This is a genomic window from Nonlabens sp. (assembly GCF_051251825.1).
Taxonomy (GTDB): domain Bacteria; phylum Bacteroidota; class Bacteroidia; order Flavobacteriales; family Flavobacteriaceae; genus Nonlabens.
Genome location: NZ_JBPOGG010000007.1, coordinates 62,205 through 87,052, shown reverse-complemented (window position 1 = coordinate 87,052; position 24,848 = coordinate 62,205). Strand labels below are relative to the sequence as shown.

Annotated in this window: 24 protein-coding genes; 14 read left to right on the top strand and 10 right to left on the bottom strand. The window is 36.0% G+C overall.

From position 1 onward, the window contains the following. Positions 1–86 precede the first annotated feature (86 nt). Positions 87–1,736, top strand: a complete 1,650-nt coding sequence (locus ACSHWW_RS10130; protein ID WP_435682335.1) for an aromatic amino acid hydroxylase — start codon at positions 87–89, stop codon at positions 1,734–1,736. A 34-nt stretch (positions 1,737–1,770) separates the two neighbouring features. On the opposite strand, the gene ACSHWW_RS10125 is transcribed toward ACSHWW_RS10130, so the two are convergent. The 9 genes from ACSHWW_RS10125 to ACSHWW_RS10085 form a co-directional block, all read right to left on the bottom strand. Beyond that, a complete protein-coding gene (locus tag ACSHWW_RS10125; RefSeq protein WP_435682334.1) occupies positions 1,771–2,406 on the bottom strand; it encodes a histidine kinase in 636 nt (211 codons plus the stop codon). Between the two features lie 18 nt (positions 2,407–2,424). Continuing rightward, positions 2,425–4,359, bottom strand: coding sequence for a tetratricopeptide repeat-containing sensor histidine kinase (locus tag ACSHWW_RS10120; RefSeq protein WP_435682333.1), 1,935 nt, complete (start codon positions 4,357–4,359; stop codon positions 2,425–2,427). Between the two features lie 24 nt (positions 4,360–4,383). Further along, entirely contained in the window at positions 4,384–5,031 is a 648-nt protein-coding gene (locus ACSHWW_RS10115; RefSeq protein ID WP_435682332.1) for a response regulator, read from the bottom strand. 9 nt (positions 5,032–5,040) lie between these two features. Beyond that, positions 5,041–5,406 (bottom strand): hypothetical protein, encoded by a 366-nt coding sequence (locus tag ACSHWW_RS10110; protein WP_435682331.1) that lies wholly within the window; start codon positions 5,404–5,406, stop codon positions 5,041–5,043. 4 nt (positions 5,407–5,410) lie between these two features. Next, positions 5,411–6,385, bottom strand: a complete 975-nt coding sequence (locus ACSHWW_RS10105) for a hypothetical protein (protein WP_435682330.1) — start codon at positions 6,383–6,385, stop codon at positions 5,411–5,413. 42 nt (positions 6,386–6,427) lie between these two features. Next, a complete protein-coding gene (locus tag ACSHWW_RS10100; RefSeq protein WP_435682329.1) occupies positions 6,428–8,839 on the bottom strand; it encodes a hypothetical protein in 2,412 nt (803 codons plus the stop codon). 76 nt (positions 8,840–8,915) lie between these two features. Then, positions 8,916–10,355, bottom strand: coding sequence for a hypothetical protein (locus tag ACSHWW_RS10095; protein WP_435682328.1), 1,440 nt, complete (start codon positions 10,353–10,355; stop codon positions 8,916–8,918). A gap of 78 nt (positions 10,356–10,433) precedes the next feature. Next, positions 10,434–10,862: a hypothetical protein gene (locus ACSHWW_RS10090; protein WP_435682327.1), complete on the bottom strand. Its 429-nt coding sequence runs from the start codon at positions 10,860–10,862 to the stop codon at positions 10,434–10,436. A 366-nt stretch (positions 10,863–11,228) separates the two neighbouring features. Then, positions 11,229–11,615, bottom strand: a complete 387-nt coding sequence (locus ACSHWW_RS10085; RefSeq protein ID WP_435682326.1) for a hypothetical protein — start codon at positions 11,613–11,615, stop codon at positions 11,229–11,231. 205 nt (positions 11,616–11,820) lie between these two features. Between ACSHWW_RS10085 and ACSHWW_RS10080 the strand changes: the two genes are divergently transcribed. The 11 genes from ACSHWW_RS10080 to ACSHWW_RS10030 all read left to right on the top strand — a co-directional run bounded on the left by ACSHWW_RS10080 (position 11,821) and on the right by ACSHWW_RS10030 (position 21,102). After that, complete coding sequence (locus ACSHWW_RS10080) at positions 11,821–12,117, top strand: rhodanese-like domain-containing protein (protein WP_435682325.1); 297 nt, start codon at positions 11,821–11,823, stop codon at positions 12,115–12,117. Between the two features lie 40 nt (positions 12,118–12,157). Beyond that, entirely contained in the window at positions 12,158–12,991 is an 834-nt protein-coding gene (locus ACSHWW_RS10075) for a helix-turn-helix domain-containing protein (protein WP_435682324.1), read from the top strand. 114 nt (positions 12,992–13,105) lie between these two features. Continuing rightward, positions 13,106–16,216, top strand: a complete 3,111-nt coding sequence (locus ACSHWW_RS10070) for a WD40/YVTN/BNR-like repeat-containing protein (protein ID WP_435682323.1) — start codon at positions 13,106–13,108, stop codon at positions 16,214–16,216. 24 nt (positions 16,217–16,240) lie between these two features. Then, positions 16,241–16,666, top strand: coding sequence for a TerB family tellurite resistance protein (locus ACSHWW_RS10065; protein ID WP_435682322.1), 426 nt, complete (start codon positions 16,241–16,243; stop codon positions 16,664–16,666). 46 nt (positions 16,667–16,712) lie between these two features. Further along, a complete protein-coding gene (locus ACSHWW_RS10060) occupies positions 16,713–17,174 on the top strand; it encodes a hypothetical protein (protein WP_435682321.1) in 462 nt (153 codons plus the stop codon). A 105-nt stretch (positions 17,175–17,279) separates the two neighbouring features. Continuing rightward, a complete protein-coding gene (locus tag ACSHWW_RS10055; RefSeq protein ID WP_435682320.1) occupies positions 17,280–18,113 on the top strand; it encodes a universal stress protein in 834 nt (277 codons plus the stop codon). A 306-nt stretch (positions 18,114–18,419) separates the two neighbouring features. Next, positions 18,420–18,722: a DUF983 domain-containing protein gene (locus ACSHWW_RS10050; RefSeq protein WP_435682319.1), complete on the top strand. Its 303-nt coding sequence runs from the start codon at positions 18,420–18,422 to the stop codon at positions 18,720–18,722. After that, positions 18,706–19,332: a Crp/Fnr family transcriptional regulator gene (locus ACSHWW_RS10045; protein WP_435682318.1), complete on the top strand. Its 627-nt coding sequence runs from the start codon at positions 18,706–18,708 to the stop codon at positions 19,330–19,332. Before ACSHWW_RS10050 ends, ACSHWW_RS10045 begins: the two co-directional genes overlap by 17 nt. 126 nt (positions 19,333–19,458) lie before the next feature. Then, positions 19,459–19,728, top strand: a complete 270-nt coding sequence (locus tag ACSHWW_RS10040) for a heavy-metal-associated domain-containing protein (protein WP_435682317.1) — start codon at positions 19,459–19,461, stop codon at positions 19,726–19,728. Next, complete coding sequence (locus ACSHWW_RS10035) at positions 19,728–20,096, top strand: cupin domain-containing protein (RefSeq protein WP_435682316.1); 369 nt, start codon at positions 19,728–19,730, stop codon at positions 20,094–20,096. Before ACSHWW_RS10040 ends, ACSHWW_RS10035 begins: the two co-directional genes overlap by 1 nt. Before the next feature lie 7 nt (positions 20,097–20,103). After that, positions 20,104–21,102, top strand: coding sequence for a Tll0287-like domain-containing protein (locus tag ACSHWW_RS10030; RefSeq protein ID WP_435682315.1), 999 nt, complete (start codon positions 20,104–20,106; stop codon positions 21,100–21,102). A 163-nt stretch (positions 21,103–21,265) separates the two neighbouring features. Here ACSHWW_RS10030 and ACSHWW_RS10025 read toward each other — a convergent pair whose 3' ends face one another. Continuing rightward, entirely contained in the window at positions 21,266–22,264 is a 999-nt protein-coding gene (locus tag ACSHWW_RS10025; protein WP_435682314.1) for a metal-dependent hydrolase, read from the bottom strand. A gap of 126 nt (positions 22,265–22,390) precedes the next feature. On the opposite strand from ACSHWW_RS10025, the gene ACSHWW_RS10020 reads away from it, so the two are divergent. Both ACSHWW_RS10020 and ACSHWW_RS10015 read left to right on the top strand, forming a co-directional pair. Continuing rightward, the gene (locus ACSHWW_RS10020; protein WP_435682313.1) at positions 22,391–23,701 is read left to right on the top strand and encodes a TolC family protein; all 1,311 of its coding nucleotides are present in this window, start codon (positions 22,391–22,393) and stop codon (positions 23,699–23,701) included. A 27-nt stretch (positions 23,702–23,728) separates the two neighbouring features. Then, on the top strand, positions 23,729–24,808 hold the full coding sequence (locus ACSHWW_RS10015; RefSeq protein ID WP_435682312.1) for an efflux RND transporter periplasmic adaptor subunit: 1,080 nt from the start codon (positions 23,729–23,731) through the stop codon (positions 24,806–24,808). Positions 24,809–24,848 lie beyond the last annotated feature (40 nt).

Genomic DNA, 24,848 nt, shown 5'->3' with positions numbered 1-24,848 from the left:
CTGACTATCTTAAAATTGGTTAAAAGTCAATTAATGCAATTAAGAATAATTGATTTTAGAGTAGCTTTGACCTTTATCCTATGAGAATGCTAGAGAAAATAGAAACAAATCCGCTTATTGAGCGATTGCCACCGCACTTGAAACAGTTTATAAAGCCTCAAAATTATGAGCTTTATACGTATCAAGACCAAGCGGTATGGCGTCATGTAATGCGCAAGAATGTAGAATTCTTGAGCAAAGTGGCACATGGTTCTTATCTCGCTGGATTGAAAAAAACTGGTATTTCTATAGATAACATTCCGTCTATGTATGGAATGAATCGCATTCTTAAAGAGATAGGTTGGGCAGCTGTTGCTGTTGACGGATTTATACCACCAGCGGCATTTATGGAGTTTCAGGCTTATAAAATTCTTGTGATTGCAGCCGATATTAGAAAACTAGATAACATAGAATACACGCCAGCACCAGATATAATTCATGAAGCTGCTGGGCACGCACCTATTATAGCAAGTCCTGATTATGCTGAGTATTTGAGACGATTTGGCGAGATAGGAAGCAAAGCAATTTCTAGCGCGCACGACCATGAAATGTATGAAGCAGTGCGTAAGATCTCTATACTTAAAGAAGTACGTAGCGAGAAAAAAGATGCTGCACTAGATAAAGAAATAGAAGCCGCCGAAGCTGAAATAACTCGCCTCCAAAACAAAAAAGTAGAACCTAGTGAAATGTCTCTCATAAGAAACTTACACTGGTGGACAGTGGAATATGGACTCGTAGGAACTTTAGAAAACCCTAAACTATATGGCGCCGGATTGCTTTCAAGCTTAGGAGAAAGTAAAAGCTGTCTAGAATCAGAAGTTGAGAAAAGACCTTACACGATTGAAGCGGCTTATCAGGATTTTGATATCACGAGAAAGCAACCTCATCTTTATGTAACACCTAATTTTGCCACTTTAAGCGAAGTGCTAGAAGAGTTTGCCAATACCATGGCTGTGCGTAAAGGTGGTCATCGAGGATTGCAAAAACTGATTAATTCTAAATCCTTAGGAACTATAGAGATAAGTACTGGCTTACAAGTAAGCGGCATGTTTACTCGCATGATTAAAAATGATGATAATGATGTCGTGTATTTTGAAACTACAGGACCTAGCGCTCTGGCATATCGAGAAAAAGAATTGATAGGTCATGGAACAGCAACTCATAAACAAGGCTTTTTATCGCCACTAGGGAAATTAAAAGGAATTAATCTTGCCATAGAAGATATGGGTCCTCGTGATTTACAGGCTTATAATTTCTATGATAACGAGCGTATCGAGTTTACTTATGAAAGCGGTATTAAAGTGGAAGGATTGAACGTTACTGGTCAACGTAATGTGAACGGTAAATTAATGTTGATTCAATTTATAGATTGTACCGTTACTTACAAAGATGAAGTTCTCTTCACTCCAGAAGATGGAATGCTCAATCTTGCGGTAGGTAAAGAAATCATAAGTGCATATGCCGGCCCAGCAGACTATCATAGTTTTGACTTGGTATATCATGAAAGCGATACCAAAACTGAAAAACGTCATATTTCTAAAAGAGAAATTGCAATTCAAGCGCTTTATGAAAAAGTACGCCATTACAGAGAAGAGGATAAAATCAATAAACCGCTTTTGGAAAAATTAAAAACTCAGGTGGAAACCGAATATCCTGAGCAGTGGTTGCTTATTGAAGAGATAGAGGAATTGCTGTAGTTAATGGTTAATGGTTAATGGAATTTAGAAAAAATTAAACAGTTTTCTCAAAATTCACAATAGTTCCATTTCCTATTGTACTTGTCAATTTCAAATCGCCATTTAATTTTTCTGTGGCTTCCCGAATTTTTTGAATTCCATTTCCATCATCTATTTCCTTTCTATTGTAACCTATTCCGTTATCATGGGTAATGATATTTAATCGGTTATTTTCTACGGAGGCGATGCTAAAAATGAAATTGGCTTGGGAATGAATTGCAGCATTATGCAATCCTTCGTTGATGATGTTGAGTATATGTAAAGTTTCTAATGGGAAGAACTTTAGCATTTCTTTTTCTGGAAAATTGAATCTATAAATAGAATCTCCATCGAGACTACGTTTATACCAATCTTGTAATTCTATTGTAGCTTTTTCTATGTCTTTGAGCGCAAATCTATTTTGAGACAGGCAGAATTCGTAGCACTTTTCAATCGCTGTATATTTGACAGGATCAGGATGTTTCTGAAGACGTTGAAGTTCTTCTTTTATGGTAAGATGTTCCTGTTTTGAGCGGTTCCACAATTCGCTTTTTTGTAAAGATGTCCTTGAACGTTCCAACTCATCCCATAAAAATGCAATGACGCTTCCTAGAATTAAACCTAAAACGACATATAGTAAGCAGTTTTCCATACCTCTAAATTTAAGTATTTATACTGGAATGAATAGTTGAATTGATGTTCCTTCATCTGAACTATCAAACACTACTTTAGAATTAATTAATCTCGCTCTTTCTTTAATATTTTTAATTCCGTTACCAGGTTCATAATTATTTAGGTCAAATCCTTTTCCATTATCTGTTATGGTAATGATCAAATGACTATTCTGGCTTTCAATCTTCAAAATAATCAGTGATGCCCCTGAGTATTTAATGGCATTGTTAACAGATTCCTGGATGATTCTAAATATATGCATACCATATACTGTAGAAAAAATATATTCATTTCTAATATCAAAATCTACTTCTATACTTTGATTAAGAGATAATACAGTGTTAAGTCTAGAAATCATGGAAGTGGATCGCTCTTCAATATCCTTGAGACTGATTTCTTTTTTATTCATTGCCCAGATGGTATCTCTCAACTCGCCCATAGTGTTTCTCGTAAAATCACTTAAGTTTTCGAGACTATTATTTGCAGTAACTTGATCTACATTTTTTGCATATTTCAAATTGTCAAGAGACGAAATTAAAAATGTAAGTTGACTACCTATGTTATCATGTAAATCTCTAGAAATGCGCAATCGCTGTTCTTGTAATTTGTTTTGAGTTTCTATTTTGGCTATTGCTAGTTGGAGCTCTGATTCTTTTGCTTTCTGCTTATTCTTTAATTGTTGATGTCTATATAAAAGAATTCCTAACATTAAAATTAAGATAGCGATACCCATAAGTATGGCAATGGTTTTGTTTCTTTTTTCAATGTCAAGGTCACGTTCTGCAATTCTAGCACGTTGTTCTGCTATTTCCTGCTCTTTCTGCGCCGCTTGGTACTTTTCATAGTATTCCTGAGCCTGTGCCGTGCGCTGTGTTTCTTCATAGGAATCTCTGTATTCTATTGCTCGAGCATAGGCCTTGGCACTTTCTTTATGATTGTTTTTATAAGCTAAAAGTTTGGCGCTAATGACTTCCATCTCTGCCAGGCGCTTGTACTCGTTATTATCTATTAGATTAATTCCAGATTGAATACTGGCTAAACCATCATCATACTTTCCTGAAAGCATATACATTTCTGCTATTGTTACAAGGTTATTGGCAAGCAATCTTTTATTACCTATTTCTTCATAAAGCAGTTTTGCTTTTTTAGTATAAAACAACGCACTATCTAGTTCTCGGCTTTCTCTGAAGTCTACTCCTAAATTTTGATATGCAATGGCAAGTCCTCTCTTATCATTTGATTCTCTTTTTGTCTCTATAGCTTTTTTCATATAGAACATGGAGCTGTCTAATTTCTGTTCTCTCTTTAAAGAATTTGATAGATTAGAGTAGCTAGCGCCAAGACCATAGGTGTCTTTTATTTTAAGTCTAATTTTGAGTGCTTTATGGTGTGAAGCCGTGGATTCTTCATACCTGCCTAAATCATATAAGATTAAGCCTATATTATTGTAAATACTAGCGAGTCCATTTTCATTTTTGACCTGTTCAAATGCATTAGCTCCTTTTATGAATTGTTGCATAGCGCGCTCCAGCTCATCTCTGTTCCAATAAACCAATCCTTTATCATTGTAGACATTCCCCATGGAAATGAAATCCTTGCGTGGTGCAGCAATCGCATAAGCTTGATCATAAAGAAGTAACGCACTATCCTTTTTAGACGTAACATCATAATATATCCCTTTTCTAATCAATGCTTGAGTATGTAAAAAGGCTGATTTTTCTTCACTAGTTTGATTTACGGTAAAGTCTGAAATTGTACGAGCTACATCAGGTCGTGAATACACATACTTGAAAAAATCTTTGTGTAATTGATCTATTTTTAAAGAATCTGAAGACAATTGCGAGGCATGATTCACTAAGGAATCCAATACCTCATTTTGAGAAAAAGATATAAAGCAGAAAAAGAAAATGAGCAGGGATAGTCTTTTGTACATCTAAAAATGTTTTACTATAGTTTATTAAATAAGGTTGTTCTTTTTTGCCTTTTCTACCGCTTCTAGTTTTGAATGGACTTGCAGCTTTTTGTAAATGTTCTCAATGTGTTTGCGCACCGTACTGGGTGATAAAAAGAGGTTGTCAGCAATTTTAGTATAGCTCAATCCTTTACCTAGTTGCTCCAGCACTTCCGTTTCCCGATCGCTTAATTTAAAATCTTCCTTGACATCTGTTTGAAACTGTGTTGGGTTGCGGAGCAGTTTCAATGTTTTTAAAGCGATTGAAGGTGTCATGGCTGCGCCACCATCTATGGTTTCTAGTATTCCATTTTTAAGTGATTCTGGATCTACATCTTTGAGTAAATAGCCATCTGCTCCTGCTTGTATGGCGTTAAAAATAAGCTCGTCATTATCAAAAACCGTTAACATAATCACCTTTATCTGAGGATATTTTTTCTTTACCAGCGCTGTTGCCGCTACACCATCCATGACTGGCATTTCAATATCCATTAAGAGAAGATCGATATGATTATTTTTATCTAATTGTTCTAGACAGTCTTTTCCATGAATGGCCGTAAACCGCAAATCAAAATCTTCAAAGAAGGACAATTTCTCTTTTGTAGAATGAATCAAAAAAGAATTATCGTCGATAATGGCATATCTTATTTTCATGGTTGGGTATTATATTTTATTCCAGATGCGATGGTAAACACCTATAATTATTGAACAAGTTCTGGCATTTTCAAATAGCTGCATTTGTTTAAGTTTTGGCTCGTTGGTCTCTATAAATTTACTAAAAGATTTATTTAGTATTGCTAACTCATTGTTCATCAATAACTTTTGTGATGACTCTTTGAGTTGTTGTTCATAAATATCCTTATTAAGGATCTCTTTTTCAAGATTCAGCTCAGTAAACATTCTAAGTGCATTGATTTCTTGTCTTAACATCAGAAAAACAATGGTGCCAAATAAAATTACATTCAATAGAACAAATTCTAAGGAAAGACTTTTATATACAGAACTAGCTATGTAGGCAACATTTCCCAAAACATTATCTTCTTCTCATGCGCATTTCAAAAAAGGTATCATATTTAGTAGATCCTGCTTTGGTTCCATCTGTATAGACGACCTCTCTAAATAGGAATCGAGTCATGCTACCTTCTTTTACATATCGTTTCTCCCAATCTGGAAAATTGACATTCTTGGACTCTGCAATAGAAAGAAGAACATCATGTTTAGTGAATTTTTTCCTCATAAAAGTTCCAAATCCATCAGGATTACGATCATATTCTTCTAGTAAATTGCGTATTTCCTTAGTAGTATCATCGCTGTCTAATTCAATACCCATAGTGTAAGCAGGTCGCAAGAAATACATTGCTCTATTCTCACCATCTACTGCTTTAAAAATCGGTCTGCCATTTCGATAATAAATGTAGGATGTGGTCAGGTCATCTTCTTCTGGATAACCACTCGATTCTGCTACATATTTTAAGTCTCCATCCTTGTAAAAATAATCGGTCATAGTCTGTAAACCGTTTTTATGTTTGTAATGAATACGGCTTATGTTTCCATCTCGCAGATAGGTATAAGTGGTTTCATGGTTAGCATATTTACCAGTGGCAATAGATTTAGTTAGTTGACCTTTTTCATTATTAATATAATTGACGGCTGTGTTGAAAGCCGCTGAACTCGCAGTGGTATTCAAACTATCCAACTTTTTCCCGTCATATGTAAAATTATGAGCCGTCTCGCTACCGTATTCACCTACTATTCTTATATATCTCGTTTCAAGCATCTGATGGTCATTAAACACTAAAGCTTCTACCATTTTAGCTTCATAACCGGTGCTATCTGATTTATAATAAACTGTGGCTGTTTTTTGCACTGGTTTGGAAAACCCATAATCTGCCTGATGTATCAAAGGCAACATCTGGTGCAAGTTACGGTCTTTTTCATAAGGTGTTTGTTGTGATTCCGCTTTCGCGAAAGCGAAACATAAAAAAATTAAAGTGACTATATATTTCATATGGAGTTGCATTAAAAGTGTGAAAATTGGATTGTAGAAAAATTATTTTTTTGTGGCATTAGAATGAGCACCACTGTATTTTTGAAGTTCTTTTTTTGCCCGAGCCCTGATAAAAGTTCTTTTTTCTTGGGTTAAAAAACTCTGTGTTTTTTGAACATAGGTATTATTCATATTCATCATTAATTCAAAGGCATATTCTTTATCTATCAGGTATAATGCGTTAAATAAATCTGCGTATTTCTGCGATTTTTGAGTAAAATCAAGACCTTTTTGTGTCATTGTAGATTCCATTTCTGCGAGCATTTTTTTAGTGGCTTTTGCAGGCCAACTTTCTTTTTGTGCTGCAAGAAACTGATTTGTAAATTCTGATTTAATAGCATTAGAACTTGACATTTTTTCAATAGACTGTCCTGAATGAGGTTCTAACTTATAGACCTGATTTACAGGTTTATCGTTATAACCAGACAGAAAATAGGCAGGTTGATTATTCATGTAAATGTGTGCGTTACCATCGTTGTCCCTTTTCCATTTATAATCTGCACCTTTAACTAATGTGCCATTGTTGTAGAAATAAATCCCATTCTCTCCTTTTTCTAACCAAGCGTTATTGATATAAGTATAAGCGCCTTTGTAAACCACATCATCAGGTTGAGTTACTTTCACTAGAGCAGATTTCTTGATGTTTGTTAAATAAATTAAATATTGATCATCTGCCACTGTTGACAGCACATAATCCTCTGCTCCTAGAGCTTTACCGTTGTTATACAAATAGGTAAGTTTACCATTGATGTACTGTGTGATAATTTCATTCTCTCTTGCGATTTGTCTAGCTCTAACTCTTTTATTTAACGGTAAACCTGCATTATCAGCAATCATGAAATCTGCCAGACCGTAACCGAAAATCACATCCTTTTTACTAGCGTCGATAATTACATAACTAGGTAGTTTGATTTGGTTTCCATTCTGAAAAAAGGTGTAGGTGTTATCTTTTATTTTTTGCACATCGATGCTCAATTGTGGATTATATTCTGCAAGAATGGCGTTTTCTGATGAAGGTTGTTTGTTACTAATAGCCCTTAAAGCCTCACCTTTATAGGGAACAGCAGGCATAAGTCTTTTCTCTTCCATTTCAAAGTAGCCCTTGAGAATTAAAATAGGTTTACCATCATAAAAGACAACTGGATCGCCATTTTCTGTGTATTTGTCTTTTTTGATACGTGAGTAGTCTGGTGTTTTACCATTAATGAATAAAATATAATTCCCACCTTTTTTATCATGACCGAAAAATGAAGCATCCATCACATATTTCTTTGCTGGATTCACATAATTGGATGCGTCCACATTTTTAACTAGGTACTGCTTTTGATCTACGGTATCTATGACGAGGTAATCTTTTCCGTAGCTCTTGTATTTAAGTTCCTTTTTCGACTTTCCTTCGTCAAAAAGTCTTGCATATCTACCGTCATATAACATAATAATCTTATCGCCTCTGTGGAGAAATAATGCCTCGCCAGTAGAAGTTTTGTCAAATTTATCTGCATAGGCATTTTTACCAGAGTAGTATGATTGATCTATATCGAGATAAAAGATGACCTCGCCTCCTATTCCTCTACCAGGCGCAATGTTTCTTATTGTTTTATTGTATACATAGATATAAGGTGCGGCGATTTTGCTGCCAGGAACAATTTCTTCCTTCTTCCAAGGAATTTTACCTTTTTTATTAAAACGATCTAGATCTTCATAATACATAACAGATATAGGTCTAGGATCTGCATAGCTACCAGTATAATCTTTGGATATGTAGTTGCCTTTATGGTCAAATTCATAAGTCCATTTAATGACACCCATTCCAGAAAGATTTTCTACCAGCAATCCGTTTTTGAAGATTTTATAATAATCGTATTCTTTTTCTTCTTGGTCAGTCGTACTAATGTCAACTCTAAGCAGGTCGCCTACAGTGGAGTACTTGTATTTGGTAACTTTATCATAGCGATCTTCTTTGTTAAAAGCTGTTTCTTTAATCACTCTACTTTTAGAATCATACTCGTATTTATATTTCCAAAACTCGTTCTCATAATAGGTGATTCTATCCTTATCATCATAAGCAAATAAATCAATATCAGTAGCATAATAAATCTTACGCTCTGTAATCAATCCATTTTCAATTTTGAAATACGTTTTGTTTTCTTTTTTAGCTCGTTCTAGGTCTGCTAATACTTCCTTTTCATGTATGTAATTACCGTTTCTATCATAGTTTCTGAATCCTGCTTGGAACACATCACCTTTAAAATTATTGGCCTCTTTTGTAAATGAGTAAGGCCCGACTTGGTTCAAGGGCGCATTTACCATATCTATAAATGGCTTCTTGATTTTGGCAAGTTCTTCTTGAGGGATTTGTGCTGGTAACGCTTTTGCAAAAGCGAGACATAAACAAACTAACACTAATTTTTTCATGGTCTTGAGTTATATATCAAAAATGCCCTATTCCATTAGTAATTGAAATAAGGCAATTGCCTTAACCTGTCATCTGTTATTTGATCAGGGATTTTTTGAGTTCGTTATTTTCAAAAACTCCTGCTTTATACTGCTTTCCTTGAGAAAAATACCCAAGCCCATTCATTGCGTTATCTTTATAGCTAGCTAGCACGCGTATTTTGTTAATCTCACCGTTGAAAAGCAGCAGTCCGTTTTCATCGCTGTAGGCATGTGCATTTATAGAGCGGTTGGTCATAAAAGATGGCCCAATAGGTTTCCCGTTCTTGAAAAAACTATAACTATAGGTATTATAACCTTGCTCCTTTTTGCGCTGGAATCCATCGGGACAGGTTTCTTTTTCTTTGCAAGTGGTCTCATCTGATAACGCGGCAGTTATATCATTTGATTCTATAAGTTTTCCTTTCTTATAAATACCTGCTTCCACTGGACTTCCATTCTCAAACGTCATCCCACGACCATCGAGAAGTCCATCTTTAAACGTCCCAGATATAAAAGTTTCAAATTTTGAAAGGTCTTGAATCATTCCATAACCATTTAATTTTCCATCTTTAAAATTTCCTTCCCATCGTGTTCCATAATCTACCAGCCAGCCTAAACCGTTAAGCTTGCCTTTTTCATAAAAACCTTGGGAAATAGAAACCTCATTTTTGAATCCGTTCCAGTATAAACCGTTATCCTTGATGACTAATCCATCGGTTATATCATCGTGTGGATATGTACTTACAGTTCCATCTTTATAATAAAACTTCTTGACATCAGATATTTTTTGATCTACATCTGAAAAGTTATAAATAACGTTTCCTTTTTTATCTCGTACGTAAGTGAAGTTAGTCACCTTAGGAGTTTGTGTCCAGTAACTGGTAGTAGAGATCAAGTCGCCATATCGATCATATACATATTGAAAAGACTGTTTATCGCCTTCCATGACATCTATAGTCAGCTTTTTGCCTTCTACGGTATATTTGAAAACATAATCATCTTCTTTAATCAACCTGCCTACCTCATCATATTCATAGGTTCTGGTATCATCTTCTACCATTCTATAAACTCCTTTTCTCACTTGCTTACGTTTCCATTTGGTATAGGTTTTAAGCAATCCACTTGCGTAATAGGAATAGGTTCTTTTACTTTCGTCTCCATCTGATTCTGACCTGGATTCTTCGATAATAAGCCCTTGTTCATTCTTAGATGGAGTGTACTTATCAAAACTGTATTCGTTTATTTTATCATTGGTAGATATTGAATCCAAAACTCCATCACGATTATAATGACTGGAAGTCAGCACTTTTCCAGATTGCCATATTTTATCTACTCTGACCACATCGCCTACATAATTATGAGCAACTGGTGCCATGAGCATATAAGGTTGCGGATTTTTAGGCGCATAGGTATCCAGATCTACCTTTTTCTGGGCGTGTGATAAGTTCGCTTTCGCGAAAGCGAAACATAAACAAACTAAAATTATATTTTTCATGATTGAATTATTTAAAACAAAATTGCCCTATTCCATAACGAAATGAAATAAGGCAATTGACCTAAAACTAACCCCAATTTATATGTTGTTGACACTCAAAATCACCTGGCTTCTGGGCGCCATAACCAATCTTACTACGGCATGAAGCTCACATTTTTTGATCTGTTTGGACGACAGGTGAAATATCTTATCAGAAATAATAATGTATCGTGTTTGGTTATTTCTATTCCGCTTTCGCGAAAGCGAACTACTTTTAAAATGTACCAGTTTATTAATCCTGCCGGTATATTCAATGACTTCATTTGCCGTGATATCCTGTATTTTCTTAAAATGATGCTGTGTAAAAATAAACGTCGCTGCTGTAGGGATGATAACTGCTGCGGCACGCATGACCACCGGCAATGAATCAAAATAATAAGCAACCGTTAGAAACAGAATCAATTCTGAAATAATCAAGAAAATAATCCAGCTGGACTTTTTGAGTTGAAGCGCTTCCTGTGGCAGCATGGTCCTGGTTTTCTTTTTAAGTTCCATTATTAGATGACCCTAAAAAATAAAGCGCCCAACAATCCTATGAAAATAGCTGCCATCTGGACGATAAGGAGTGGTCTTATCACACGCCAATTCCTACTAATCCTGAATGCTAGAAATCCCAACAAAAGAGAAACTATTAATGCTGGCAAACTACTGTACAAACTAAAATAGTACAGCCAGATCCAACTGGTCATCAAAGAGAAAATAGCTAATAATAGAGCTGGAACATAAAACCAGTTAAATAGCTTTTTCTCATTTTTACGAGTCAAGAAATAGCCAGCCGAAGCCAGAATTATAAGTCCTAAGGTTACTAATATAATGCTGCCTACAGACCCCATTTTACTCTACTACATCTAGAGAACGTTTTTTATTGAATACCTCATCACAAACATGCAGTTGAACTTTTTCACCTTTAAAAATTTCTAATGCAGACAGCATAGAAACCGCATTGAGCGCATAATCCATGGAAGTGTCAGTGTAGTATTTTTCTTGAGTCACCATATTAATATTGATGATGCTGTCCTTTACTATTTGAAAGCTCACATCGCCGTCCTTTCCATATCCGTTTTCAGAGAGCATTTCAGATAATTCTTGAGCTTTTTCTTTTAAGGTATCTGGTTTATAGTAAACCTCTACTCCATTAGTTTTTACCTTAGGTCCATATCCATCGATGTCACAGGAAACAAGTGTGCACAATAAAATGGTAAGTACAATTAATTTTTTCATTTCAGTATGTTTAAGTTGACTTCACTGAACTCTATCAGTGATTACAGGTACAAAACTGAAGTTTTATAGGTTTTACATCAATAGGGCAATTGTCTTAGTTTATTTTGGGCAATACGATCTTGATATAGCAAAATTGCAATCACAACTACATTTTCACTACATTGCTGTTAAGAAATGAAAAAAGTATCGTCTCAAGAAAGAAATCATGTTCGGATTATTTAAAAACAAAAAGAAGGAAATTATTCAAAAATATTTGGCAGAAAATGCCCAATTGCTAGATGTACGCACCGCATCAGAATTTAACGGCAATCACATAGAAGGTTCAAAAAACATTCCTGTACAAGTTATTGATCAAAAAATGAACAGTCTCGATAAAAATAGACCTGTGATTGTATATTGTGCTATGGGTGGTCGTAGTAGCGTAGCTGCAAACAAATTAAAAGCAAATGGATTTAAAGTAGTAAACGCTGGTGGAATAGGTTCTATGAGAAAACATTTATAAGCGTGAACTTTTTATGATATATTCTTCCTAGTTTTATCACATGAAATTAGACTATCATAGTATAAAAGAAGAAGGCAGATTTACTATTACCAGTTTCCAGTGTGGTCCATCACTACAATTGTTACAAGAGAAAGGACTTTATAAAATTGTATGGTGTACTGAAGGTGAAGAAAAACTAGTCGTAGATGGTTATGATGTGGTTCTTAAAAAGAATCAGGTTCTTTTTTGTACACCAGTAAACGTAGTGGACATCCCTAAGGATAATTATGGCTTAATTGCTTTTGTGTTTAACCGTGAATTCTATTGTATCCAGCACAGTGACTCTGAGGTATCTTGTATGGGACTTTTATTCTACGGTTCATCAAGTGCTCCTATCATTAATTTATTTCCAAAGGAGCAAGCCAGCTTTAATGCCATGCTTGTTATTTTTCAAGAAGAGTTTGAAACTAGAGACCACATTCAAGGTGAAATGTTGCGCACTCTACTTAAAAGAATGCTTATCACTTCTACACGATTGATTAAACAAGAGACTCATAAAGCTGATTTATCAATTAAACAAGTTGATTTAATTAGAAAGTATAATATTCTTGTAGAACAACATTTTAAAGAAAAACATCAAGTGGCTGACTATGCTGACTTGCTTTTCAAATCTCCTAAAACATTATCTAATTTCTTTAAAAAGCATAATGCAAGGTCACCGCTTAAAATCATTAACGACCGCATAGCCTCTGAAGCTAAAAGACTACTGAGATACTCTGATAAAAGTGCAGAGCAAATTGCCTATGAACTAGGCTATAACGAACCTAGTCATTTTTCAAAGTTCTTTAAAACTCAAGTGGGCAAATCACCATTGAGTTATAGAAAAGAGGCTTAAAACAAGCAATTGTCACATTTGTCATTATTACTTATCCTAGGTCAGGTTTTCTATTATTCCCTTTCCTTGATTTATGCACGCTGTGTATTATCTTTAAATCAAATTATCATTTCCATGAATAAACTTCACTACCTCTTATTTGTTTTTACTGTTCTCGCTTTCGCGAAAGCGGACTCACAACAATTACCAGAACCACCAGAAGAACAAAAATTCTATGAATCTCAAGAATTCAGACTGCTAGGACCATTCCGTGGTGGACGAAGTGCTGCGGTTACAGGAGTTCCTGGGAAACCTAACTTGTTCTATTTTGGTAGTACCGGTGGTGGCGTATGGAAAACAATGGATGGTGGACGCACGTGGAGCAATATCTCTGATGGATTTTTCGGTGGCTCAATAGGAGCAGTAAGCGTGGCACCTAGCGATCATAATGTAATTTATGTAGGTGGTGGCGAGAAAACTTTACGTGGTAACGTATCGAGCGGTTACGGAATATGGAAAACAGAAAATGCAGGTAAAACTTGGACACAAGCTGGATTACCTAAAAGTAGACACGTACCTCGAATTGCCATCGACCCTAACGATCATAACACCATTTATGCAGCGGTTCTCGGTGATATTTATAAGCCAACTGCAGAACGTGGCGTTTACAAATCTACCGATGGTGGTAAAACATGGAACAAAAAATTATATGCAAATGATCTTGCTGGAGCTGTAGATTTAATAATCGACCCTAGTAATCCGCGTAATTTATATGCTACAACATGGCGCGTGCAACGTACACCTTATAGTTTATCAAGTGGTGGCGATGGTAGCGCTATCTGGAAAAGTACCGACTATGGAGAAACCTGGAAGGAAATTTCAAAGAATGAAGGTTTTGCAAAAGGAACACTTGGAATTATGGGAATTACGGTTTCACCAGTTAGCTCTGACCGATTATATGCCATCGTAGAAAACAAAGATCAAGGTGGATTGTACCGCAGTAACGATGCAGGATTAACCTGGAAAAAGACCAACGATGATCGTAGTTTAAGGCAAAGAGCTTGGTATTATTCTCGTATTTATGCCGATACGGAAGATGTCGATAAACTATACGTAGTGAATGTATCCTATCATAAAAGTACTGATGGTGGAAAAACATTCTCTAGCGCAAGAGCACCACATGGCGATCACCATGATTTATGGATTGCTCCAGAAGATCCTAATCGCATGATTATGGGAGATGATGGTGGCGCACAAGTCACATATGATGGTGGCGAGACCTGGAGCACCTATCACAACCAGCCAACGGCGCAATATTACCGTGTTACTACAGATGACTCATTTCCTTATAGAATATATGTAGCACAACAAGATAACGGAACGATAAGAATACCTCATCGCACAACAGGTCGCAGTATTACAGAAGATGATTGGGAAGGAACTGCTGGTGGCGAGAGTGCACATATCGCTGTGGACCCTAAGGATAACGACATCGTTTATGGTGGTAGCTATGGTGGTTACTTAACACGCTACAATCACAAAACAAAATCCCAACGTGCCATAAACGTATGGCCAGACAACCCAATGGGACATGGCGCCGAAGGAATGAAATACCGTTTTCAATGGAATTTCCCAATTCTATTTTCAAAACACGAACCTAACAAACTTTATGCGTTTTCTAACAACGTACACGTAACCACAAATGAAGGTCAAAGTTGGGAAACCATCTCACCAGACCTCACTAGAAATGATCCTACAAAATTAGTTTCTAGTGGTGGACCGATTACACAAGATAACACCAGTGTAGAATATTACTGTACCATTTTCGCGGCTGCAGAATCGCCATTAAATGCTGGTGAGCTATGGATAGGTAGTGATGACGGTCTTGTGCATCTTTCTAAAGATGGTGGTAAAAACTGGAATAACATTACTCCAAAAGGATTGCCAGAATGGGCACAAATTAACAGTATAGAACCTAGTCGTTATGATGCTTCGACTTGTTATCTAGCCGCTACTCGATATAAACTAGGTGATTTTACTCCTTATTTATATAAAACTACTGACTATGGTAAAAGTTGGAAAAAGATTACGGACGGTATTCCTTCAGAACATTTTAGTCGTGTGATACGAGAAGATGATCAAGTAGAAGGAATGTTGTACGCAGGTACTGAAACTGGATTGTATATCTCCACAAACGATGGGAAATCGTGGAAATCCTTCCAGATGAATTTACCTATTGTTCCTATAACAGATTTGGCTGTAAAAGACAACAATCTAGTTATTGCCACTCAAGGAAGAAGTTTATGGATTCACGATAATTTAGGATTAGTGAGACAATCTTTTACTGCCAGTTCAAGTAAAGCGCAACTTTTTAAACCTAAAACAGCTTACCGAATGAGTGGAAGCGGTAGAGCTGGATCGCTTACTGCTGGAGCAAATCATCCATCTGGAGTTCAAGTGCATTACTTTCTTCCAGAGATGAAAGAAAAAGACAGTGTTTCTTTGAGTTTTTACGATTCTAAAAACGAGTTGATAAAAACATACTCAACTTATGACAAGAAGAACAAATTGGACACTAAAAAAGGAGCCAACTTATTCAACTGGAATACACAATACGATGGTGCAGAAAAGTTGCCAGGCATGATCTTATGGTGGGCAAACCTTTCTGGACCTCAAGCAACACCAGGTAATTACAAAGTAGAACTCACAGTAAATGGAGCAAAGCAATCACAACCTATTACTATAGTTCCAGCTCCAAATGCTGAGGCTAGTGTGGCCGATATGCAAGCGCAATTTGACTTTGTAAAAGAAGTCAACGCTACCGTAGATAAAGCTCATAAATCCATTAAAAACATACGTGCTTTCAATAAAAAACTAAGTGCGTTTGAATCGCTTTATGGTGATCGAGAAGAACAAGGCATCAAAGACATGATAACTATGTCCAAAGAGATGAAAGAGAAATTCAGCGCCGTAGAAAAAGCTTTATATCAAACTAAAAACCGCAGTGGTCAGGATCCATTGAATTTCCCTATTAGATTAACTAATAAACTAGCTCATTTAAATAGTCTGGCTCAAATAGGTGACTTTGCTCCTACTTCTCAAAGTATTCAAGTTAAAGATGAACTTACTGTGGAAATTGAAAAGCAATTATCTGTTTTTGACGAAGTATTGAACTCTGATATCAAGAAATTCAATACAGCGTTTAATAAGTTGCAATTGGATTATTTAATGATCGATCGAGAATAGTTTAGAGTAAATAAAATAACAATCATGAGTGATTTCACAAGCATTTCTTCAAAGGAACACAGCAAGCGTTTTGCACATTTCTCATCACTAGTTTACATGGCACAATCTGATGGTGTCATAGACGAAAATGAAAAAGCATTTTTAAAACCTATCGCCGTCAAGCTAGGTATTACTGAAGAAGAGTATAATCAACTCATTCAGGAACCTAAAAAGTATCCTGTTGAAAAAACATCTGACATCAATAAACGACTACGTAGATTATTTGAAATGTTTCAGGTCATTTATGCAAACGGTATTCAGGATGACTTGCAAAGAGGCATTGTTTATGAATATGCGCTAGAGCTAGGTTTCTCTAAACAATACGCAGAAAAAGTGGTGGACAAATCCATTTCTCTTTTCTCTGGACAGTTTACTTTCCATGATTATCATTCGGTGATTTCAAAGGAATAGTTTTATTTATGAGTTTACTGATTAATCATACTAAAATTTAAAAATATTGGAAGAACTAAACGGCTACTGGGAAGGATATTACATCTATGGATTAGGGTATGACCTGCCGTTCTTTGGCGAGAAAGTCATTCTATTTGCAGAGCTTGAATTTAAGAATGGCATTATCACAGGCTATCATACAGAAAAAAAAGGTCCGTTTTCTACCGGTAAAACAAGCACTTTCAATGGATACTGGGAAGATGATTTTGTTTCTTTTACAGCACAACATTCCAGCAATCCGGTCATTTTAGATGATGGTGTTTCTACTCAAGAACTACAACACGATTTTGAAATAACATATAACGGTTCACTCAACTTGCAAAAGAAAACCATCAATGGGTTATGGTACATGGAGAATGACCTTAATCCAGCATTAGAATTAGAAATTCCAATAGCCGAAGGATTATGGATGCTCAAAAAAATGAAGAAAAAACCAGTAACTGATTTTGACTACTCACTTCTAGGATAATAGAAGAAAACTGAGTCGTGATTTACTTTCAAAAGCTGATTTTTATCATGTTTTACGGTAAGGATGGAGTGTAAATTTGTACTTATTAATACAAATGATAACAACATGAAAAACATTCTTATCCCTATAGATTTTTCCAGCACATCTCATAAAGCCCTTGAGGTAGGAGCTAGTATTGCAAAACGTATCAATGCAAAACTAGTTTTAATCCACATGACTGGACTAGAAGAAGGTTTGAATGGTAAAAACAACAGCTTTGAACAAGCCATTTATTACAGCAAGGTCGTAGGTAAAAAGTTTGAAGAGTTGAATGAGTTACCTTTTCTAGATGGAGTTGTTGTTGAACCTTTAATGCAAAAGCACCTAGATTTTGAAGGAATAAATGATCTTGCAAAAGATATAGATGCTGCACTCATAGTGATGGCTTCAAACGGATCAAGTGGTATTACTGAAATTATTAAAGGAAGTAATGCAGAGAAGGTCGTGCGCCATTCAGAAGTTCCAGTACTGGTTGTAAAAGATAACGACATCAATTTTGCACCAGAACGTCTTCTTTTTGCAAGCGATTTTAACATAGAAGCTATTAAGGCTTATCATAGAATGGTTGAAGTGGCGACTATTTTAAAAGCACGCATCGATTTCCTTTACGTGAATTTACCTGGTAAAAATTTTAAAAGTACTAGTGAGCTCGATGAAACCCTACTTCAATTCTTTAAAGAAGTAAATCATCCAGATCCTGTAAAAGCGATAAATACCGTAAATCGCTATGCAGACTATACGGTAGAGCAAGGCGTTATGAATTATGCAGCCATATCTGGTGCAGACATCATCGCCATTCCTACACATGGTCGCACTGGTATCTCACATCTTTTACAAGGTAGTATAAGCGAGGACATTGCAAATCATGCCTTGATGCCTGTGCTTACTGTTAAGATGTAGTTGTTAAAAGCGCCTCACTACATTTTTGACATAGGAAAAATTTAATTAATGTTCATCAATATTGATTATAGAGAAGCTCTAAAGCGAGAAGCTTTTGAACGATTTGGAACGATGTCACTAACAGAAAGATTAAAGTTAGATAAACTAAACTGTGTAACTTAGGTTACATAGACGTAAGGCTTGTGTATGTAGTTTTGAAATAAAAAGATGTTTAAGAAATCTATTATACACAGTATCCTTTTTCTGAAGTGTCCACAATGTAGACAAGGAGAGTTTCTTGAAGCGAGTCCTTATAATTTTTCTAAAATGAATAAGGTAAAAGAACACTGTCCTAAATGTGAATTAAAATACAGTATAGAACCCAGTTTTTATACCGGTTCTATGTATGTTTCTTATGCAGTAGGAATAGCATTTGCCGTAGCGACTTATGTTTTATTACTTATTTTTGGTTACGCAAGTAACCCAATGACTATATTTATCTCAATAGTTGCTGTACTAGCAGTTAGCTTTCCTTATATAGGCGCTGTTTCTAAGTCTATATGGGCACACTTGTTTTTCAAGTACCAGCCACAGATTGCAAAACAGGTTAAAGATGATTCAAGAGCTTAAAGAATATTACGGTTCACAATTCGAACTAGCACTTATAAAAGAAATAAACGAGGTTGCCACTTTTAAAGAAGTTGCAGCTGGCCATGAATTAATGAAACCTGGACAGTATATTAAATCCATGCCTCTATTACTCTCTGGTAGTATAAAGATATTGCGACCTGATACTGAAGGTAATGAGCTCCTACTCTATCATCTAGAACGTGGAAACACATGTGCGATGACCATGACCTGTTGTGTGGGAAATTCTAAAAGTGAGATCCGTGCGGTTACAGAAACACCAGTAAAACTACTGATGATTCCCGTGGCCAAAATGGAAGAATGGTCCAGTAAGTATAAAACCTGGCGCAACTTTGTATTTTCTAGTTACCACACGCGCATGATGGAATTGCTGGAAAGTGTAGATAATATTGCTTTTAATAACATGGACGAGCGCTTAGAAAATTACCTCAACGATAAGATTAAGATTCTCAACAGTAAGCATATATACACCACACATAAAGAAATCGCCGCAGACCTCAATACCAGTCGTGTGGTGATTTCGAGATTACTTAAAAAAATGGAAAATTTAGGTAAAATAGAACTACATCGCAGTTTTATAGCAGTGCTGTAGTTGTTGTTACGCTTTCGCGAAAGCGCACTCAATACCACCTAAACTCCTTTAAAATGATGGTTGTGTAACTTAGGTCACAAATACTATAGACACAATTGATTAACTTACTCTTTAAATCAAACTCCTATGAAAACGACCATCATTGTACAAAATTTAAAATGTGGCGGTTGCGCAAATACGATCATCACAAAAATAGGCGCACTGCCCAATATTACTGACGTAACAGTAGATAATAAAAATGCTGCTGTGAGTTTTGAAAGTGTCCAGACTGAAGATGTGCTCCTGGTAAAAGAGAAGCTTAAATCACTAGGTTATCCATCTATTGAAGAAAATAATAATGTAGTTTCAAAAGCAAAATCGTTTGTGAGTTGTGCTACTGGTAAACTATCTAACTAATGAAAAATATCCTTCTCACATTAAGCGCGGTTGCGCTTCTAACAAGTTGTAATCCAGCACCAAAAACCGTAATAAAAAGTGACATGAATCTCGCTTCACAAATTGAATATGGTGATAAAACAGCAAATAAAGTCGTGTTTGAAAGTAATGCTTATAAAATGATCCTGTTTGCCATGAAAAGCGATCAGGTTTTAAAGCCACACTCTGCACCTATGGACGCGCCGCTTTATATGATTGAAGGTAGCGCAAAAATTACCATAGGAAAAAAAGAACACACCGTAGTAGCTGGAGATTTGATAAATCTACCTAAAGATATAGATCATGGAGTTTATCCCATTACAGATTGTAAATTTTTATTAGCAAAATAATTACTAGATGAAACACTACAGCTCTTTACTATTAACTGCATTAATGCTCCTTTTATTCACGAGCTGTAATGATTCAAAAAAAACTACCTATACAGATAATACAGCCGTTAAGGAATCTTTACCAGCAACAAACCATCCAGGTAAAAAACTAATGGAAACACAGTGCTATGTGTGTCATAATCCATCTACACATGAGAAAGGACGCATCGCTCCACCCATGGTAGCAATAAAATCTCATTACATGACAGACGATATTACTCAACAAGAATTTGCTGACGCTATGTGGCGATTTGTAGAAAAACCAAGTGGGAATAAGTCCAAAATGCGCGGTGCTGTTAATCGTTTTGGCGTTATGCCTTATCAGCCTTTTGTAGAAGAAGAAATAAGACAAATCGCAGACTACATTTATAACTATAAAATAGATGAACCAGACTGGTTCAAACAGCATGTAGAAGAAGAAAGCCAAGGGAAAATGCAATATCGTAATGAAGGTAAAGTAGTAGATAAAACTACCGCAAAAAATAATTCTCCGGTAGATCGTGGTCTGGAATATGCCATGAGTACTAAAAAGGAGCTAGGTAAAAACCTGATGGGCACCATACAGAAAAAAGGAACTAAAGAAGCAGTCCTATTCTGTAATAAGCAAGCTTATCCTATTACAGACAGTATGGCTATAGCACAAAACGCAACTATTAAAAGGGTAAGTGATAAACCTAGAAACCAACAGAACCAAGCAAATCAAAAAGAACTCAAAATCATTGATCAGTTTAAAAAAGCAATAGCAAGTAAAGAAGATTATCAACCCATAACTGAGCTCGTGAATGGAAAAAATCATTTTTATTATCCCATAACTACAAACTCGATGTGTTTACAGTGCCACGGTACCACAGATAAAGATATTAACCCAACGGTTCTCACTGCAATCTCAAAATTATATCCCGAGGATAAAGCGACAGGATATGATGTTAACGAAGTGCGCGGTATATGGAGCATTACTTATGAATAGACTTTTTTTAACGTCTTCATTCATTTGGTTCTTAGTCTATAATATTTTGAAACTAAACCTTATTTAGTGTTAAAAGGCAACATTTATTAGTGTCTTTGAATCGCTTAAACTCCACCTATTTGCTTAGGCTGCGCTGGAGAGGACTGAGGTGAGGTTTCTATAATCAATTTCCTTTTACACGAGTCCATAATTCACTCAGCAGCTTTTTTGCATCTCTGGTATCTTTAGGAGCTTCTATAAAATGAACTTCTCCTGCATCATCTACGGTAATTTCATATTGAAACACAAAATTCTGAGCTTGCGGTGCGGTGCTCATTAAACCAAATCGCAAATCATTAAAGTAAAGCTTCTCGTCTTTTTTAGTTATGGTGAACCAGTTTTCGGAATTATGAATCATGCGCTGGACTTTTTCATTTTCAATGAGGTTACCGAGTAATTCATGATTTTTAGGATAGCGTTCAAAACTGATGGGTTGAGAATCAAAAAAAGAATAATTACCTAGTAGATAAGCATTATCAGTTTCCACGTTGGCACTCCATAAAATCGTGTTGAGTGGCGCTGGTCTAGTGTCTATTTGTAGATAACTGATATTTTGGTTTTCTAGTGCGGTTTCAAATTGGTGAAACGCGGCCCATTTCAATAATAATGTAATTACTAAATAAGAGGAACTCACGATCAATCCCATGTTGTTATAAAAAGCTCTTTTAGGCGAGGTGCGTTTTTGACGCATCGCAAAAATTAAGAATACTAAAAACGGAATTGTATATAAAGGATCGATTACAAAGATGTTTTTAAAAGCCAGTCTCAAATCAAACGGCCAAAACAACTGTGTTCCCCAAGTCGTACAAGAGTCTAACATAGGATGTGTCACAAATGCCGCAAAGAATAGCCACACCCAATCTTTTAAATCTTTGTGACTTTCATAACGTGAAACAATCCAACCAAACAAAAGCCCAAAAACTACTGAAAACAGAACAGAATGTGTAAAACCTCTATGCATAGAAAGAGCAGTAACAGTATCTGTGACTTGTGAAGCGAGGACATCTAGATCTGGAATAGTACCAGCAATTGCACCATAAAGCATTGCTTTATTTCCTACTTTCTTTCCTAACACAGCTTCTCCTACCGCTGCACCTAGAACTATTTGCGTTAATGAATCCATATTGTGGCAAAATTAAGCCTTGCAGATTAAAAAGTCTCAAGTTTTACAGGAACTTATACTTAGGTAACCTATGTTACCAACCTGCACTTTTAATAGAATTAACTTTGTTTTTATCAAAACATGAACATGAAGAAAAATCTAGTTTTATTATTATGTATGCTGGTATTCGTGACTCAAGGACTTGCACAAAACATCGTGCTCATTTCTAAAGACGATGTCGCACTCAAGGTTACTGAAAACAACAACTCCATTAAGATTTCTGAGCAAGAATTTCTAGAAGCAAAAGCAGATTTTGATCAGACTAAAGCTGTTTTCTTGCCTAATATAACGGCAAGTCACACAGGTATTATTACCACTAATCCATTAATGGCTTTTGGTTCTAAATTGAATCAAGGTATTTTAACTCAAAGCGACTTCAATCCAGACCTACTCAATAATCCAGATCAAGTTCAAAACTTTGCAACGGTCATAGAAGTACAACAACCACTCTTAAACCTGGACGGAATTTACCAGCGCAAAGCAGCTCGTGCGTCTATGGAAGCCATGTCATTAAAAAGCCAGCGCACGGCAGAGTACCTCACCTTTGAGGTAGAAAAAGCTTACATGCAATTACAACTCGCTTATAAAGGTGTAGTCGTTCTAGAAAAAGCTCTTGAAGCTGCAAATGCTAACCTAAAACTTGCGCAAAATAGATTCAAGCAAGGTTACCTACAACGTGCAGATGTGCTGAATGTAGAAGTACGTGTAACTGATTTAAAAAATCAATTACAAACCGCGCAAAGTAATGTAGAAAACGCATCTAACTATCTTTCTTTTTTAATGGATGATGAAGATGATGTCATTTATCAACCTAGCGATAGCCTTCTAGTATCATCACTGGTTGTAAAAGAGGCACAACTATCAAAAAACAGATCAGACATAAAAGCGATGGAACTAGCAACAAGCGCTTATGAAGCCGCAAATAAGGCAGATAAGATGGCCTTTCTTCCACGTCTCAACGCATTCGGTAGTTATGAGATGTTTGACGATAATTTATTTCAAGCCAGTGCAAATGGTTACGTGGTAGGCGCACAATTGAGTTGGGATCTTTTTAAAGGTTCACAACTTATAGGAAAAGCTCAAAAAAGTAAAGCATCACTTGAAAAGTCTAAATTAGAATACAACCAGTACGTTTCTCAAAGCAAACTAGAAATCAACAAGACGCAGCGATTAATTAAAGATGCTGCAAACCGCTTAAAACTATCTGAACTAGCTCTGGAGCAATCTCAAGAATCTTTACGCATACGTACTAATAGATTTAAAGAAGGACTAGAAAAAATATCAGATCTACTAAGCGCCGAAACACAATTTGCTCAAAAACAATTAGAGTATTATCAAACTATTTATGAGTTCAATTATGCTCAAGCTTACCTTACTTTTTTAACAGCATCAAACTAAGAAATTTCCCATTCAATACTATTTCAAATGAAAAAACATATATACCTCTATATCGCAATTACAGCAGCCATAGTGTTAACGAGTTGTGGTGAGAAAGAAATGCAACCTGTTGTAGATAACTCACCAGCAATACCAGTAACGGTAGAGGCTGTAGCTAGTAACGGTAATAGCCCATTCCTAGCGGTGAGCGGTAAAGTTCAAGCTGCAAACAGCGCGCAGCTTAGTACTCGCATGATGGGCTTTGTGAATAATGTACCCGTTAATGTAGGTGATCAAGTACGTAAAGGACAGTTACTTGTTGCTATTAATAACACAGACTTACAAGCAAAAAAAGCTCAAGTAAATGCTAGTATCACAGAGATTACTGCTGCATTTAAAAATGCTCAAAAAGATTACAATCGTTTTAAAAACCTGTTTGAAGATAACAGCGCTTCACAAAAAGAGCTAGATGATATCACCGCAAACTATGACATGGCCAAAGCTCGTCTAGAAGGCGCTCAACAAATGAAAAATGAAATCAATGCTCAATTTGCCTACACAAACATCACAGCACCGTTTAGCGGTGTCATCACCAGTAAAAATGTGAAAAAAGGAGATATGGCAAATCCTGGACAACCACTAGTTTCTCTAGAATCTCCTAGAGAATATGACGTGATCGCTATGGTTCCAGAGACTGAAATCTCCCAAATCAAGACAGGTACTCAAGTAACAATCACCATTTCATCTATGAATGAAACACTTACTGGAAATGTAAAAGAAATCAGCCCGTCTGCACAATATACTGGTGGACAGTATTTAGTAAAAATTGCGCTTGATGAAACGGCAGTTTCTGTACGTTCTGGAATGTTTGCTACGGTAGCTTTTCCCGTTGAAAAGAAATCTACAGTGGAGCAAATAGTAATTCCTAACACAGCACTAGTTACTCAAGGTCAACTCTCTGGAGTTTATACAGTTAGTGAGAGTAATACAGCTATTTTACGCTGGTTGAGATTAGGTAGAATTACTGGAGATCAGGTAGAAGTACTCTCTGGTCTTAGTGCAAATGAACGCTATATAACTACCGCAAACGGTAAGCTTTATAATGGTGCAAAAGTGTCTATTCAATAACTACATTCTGCGTTAAGGATAGCAGTGGAAATCCTTTTTG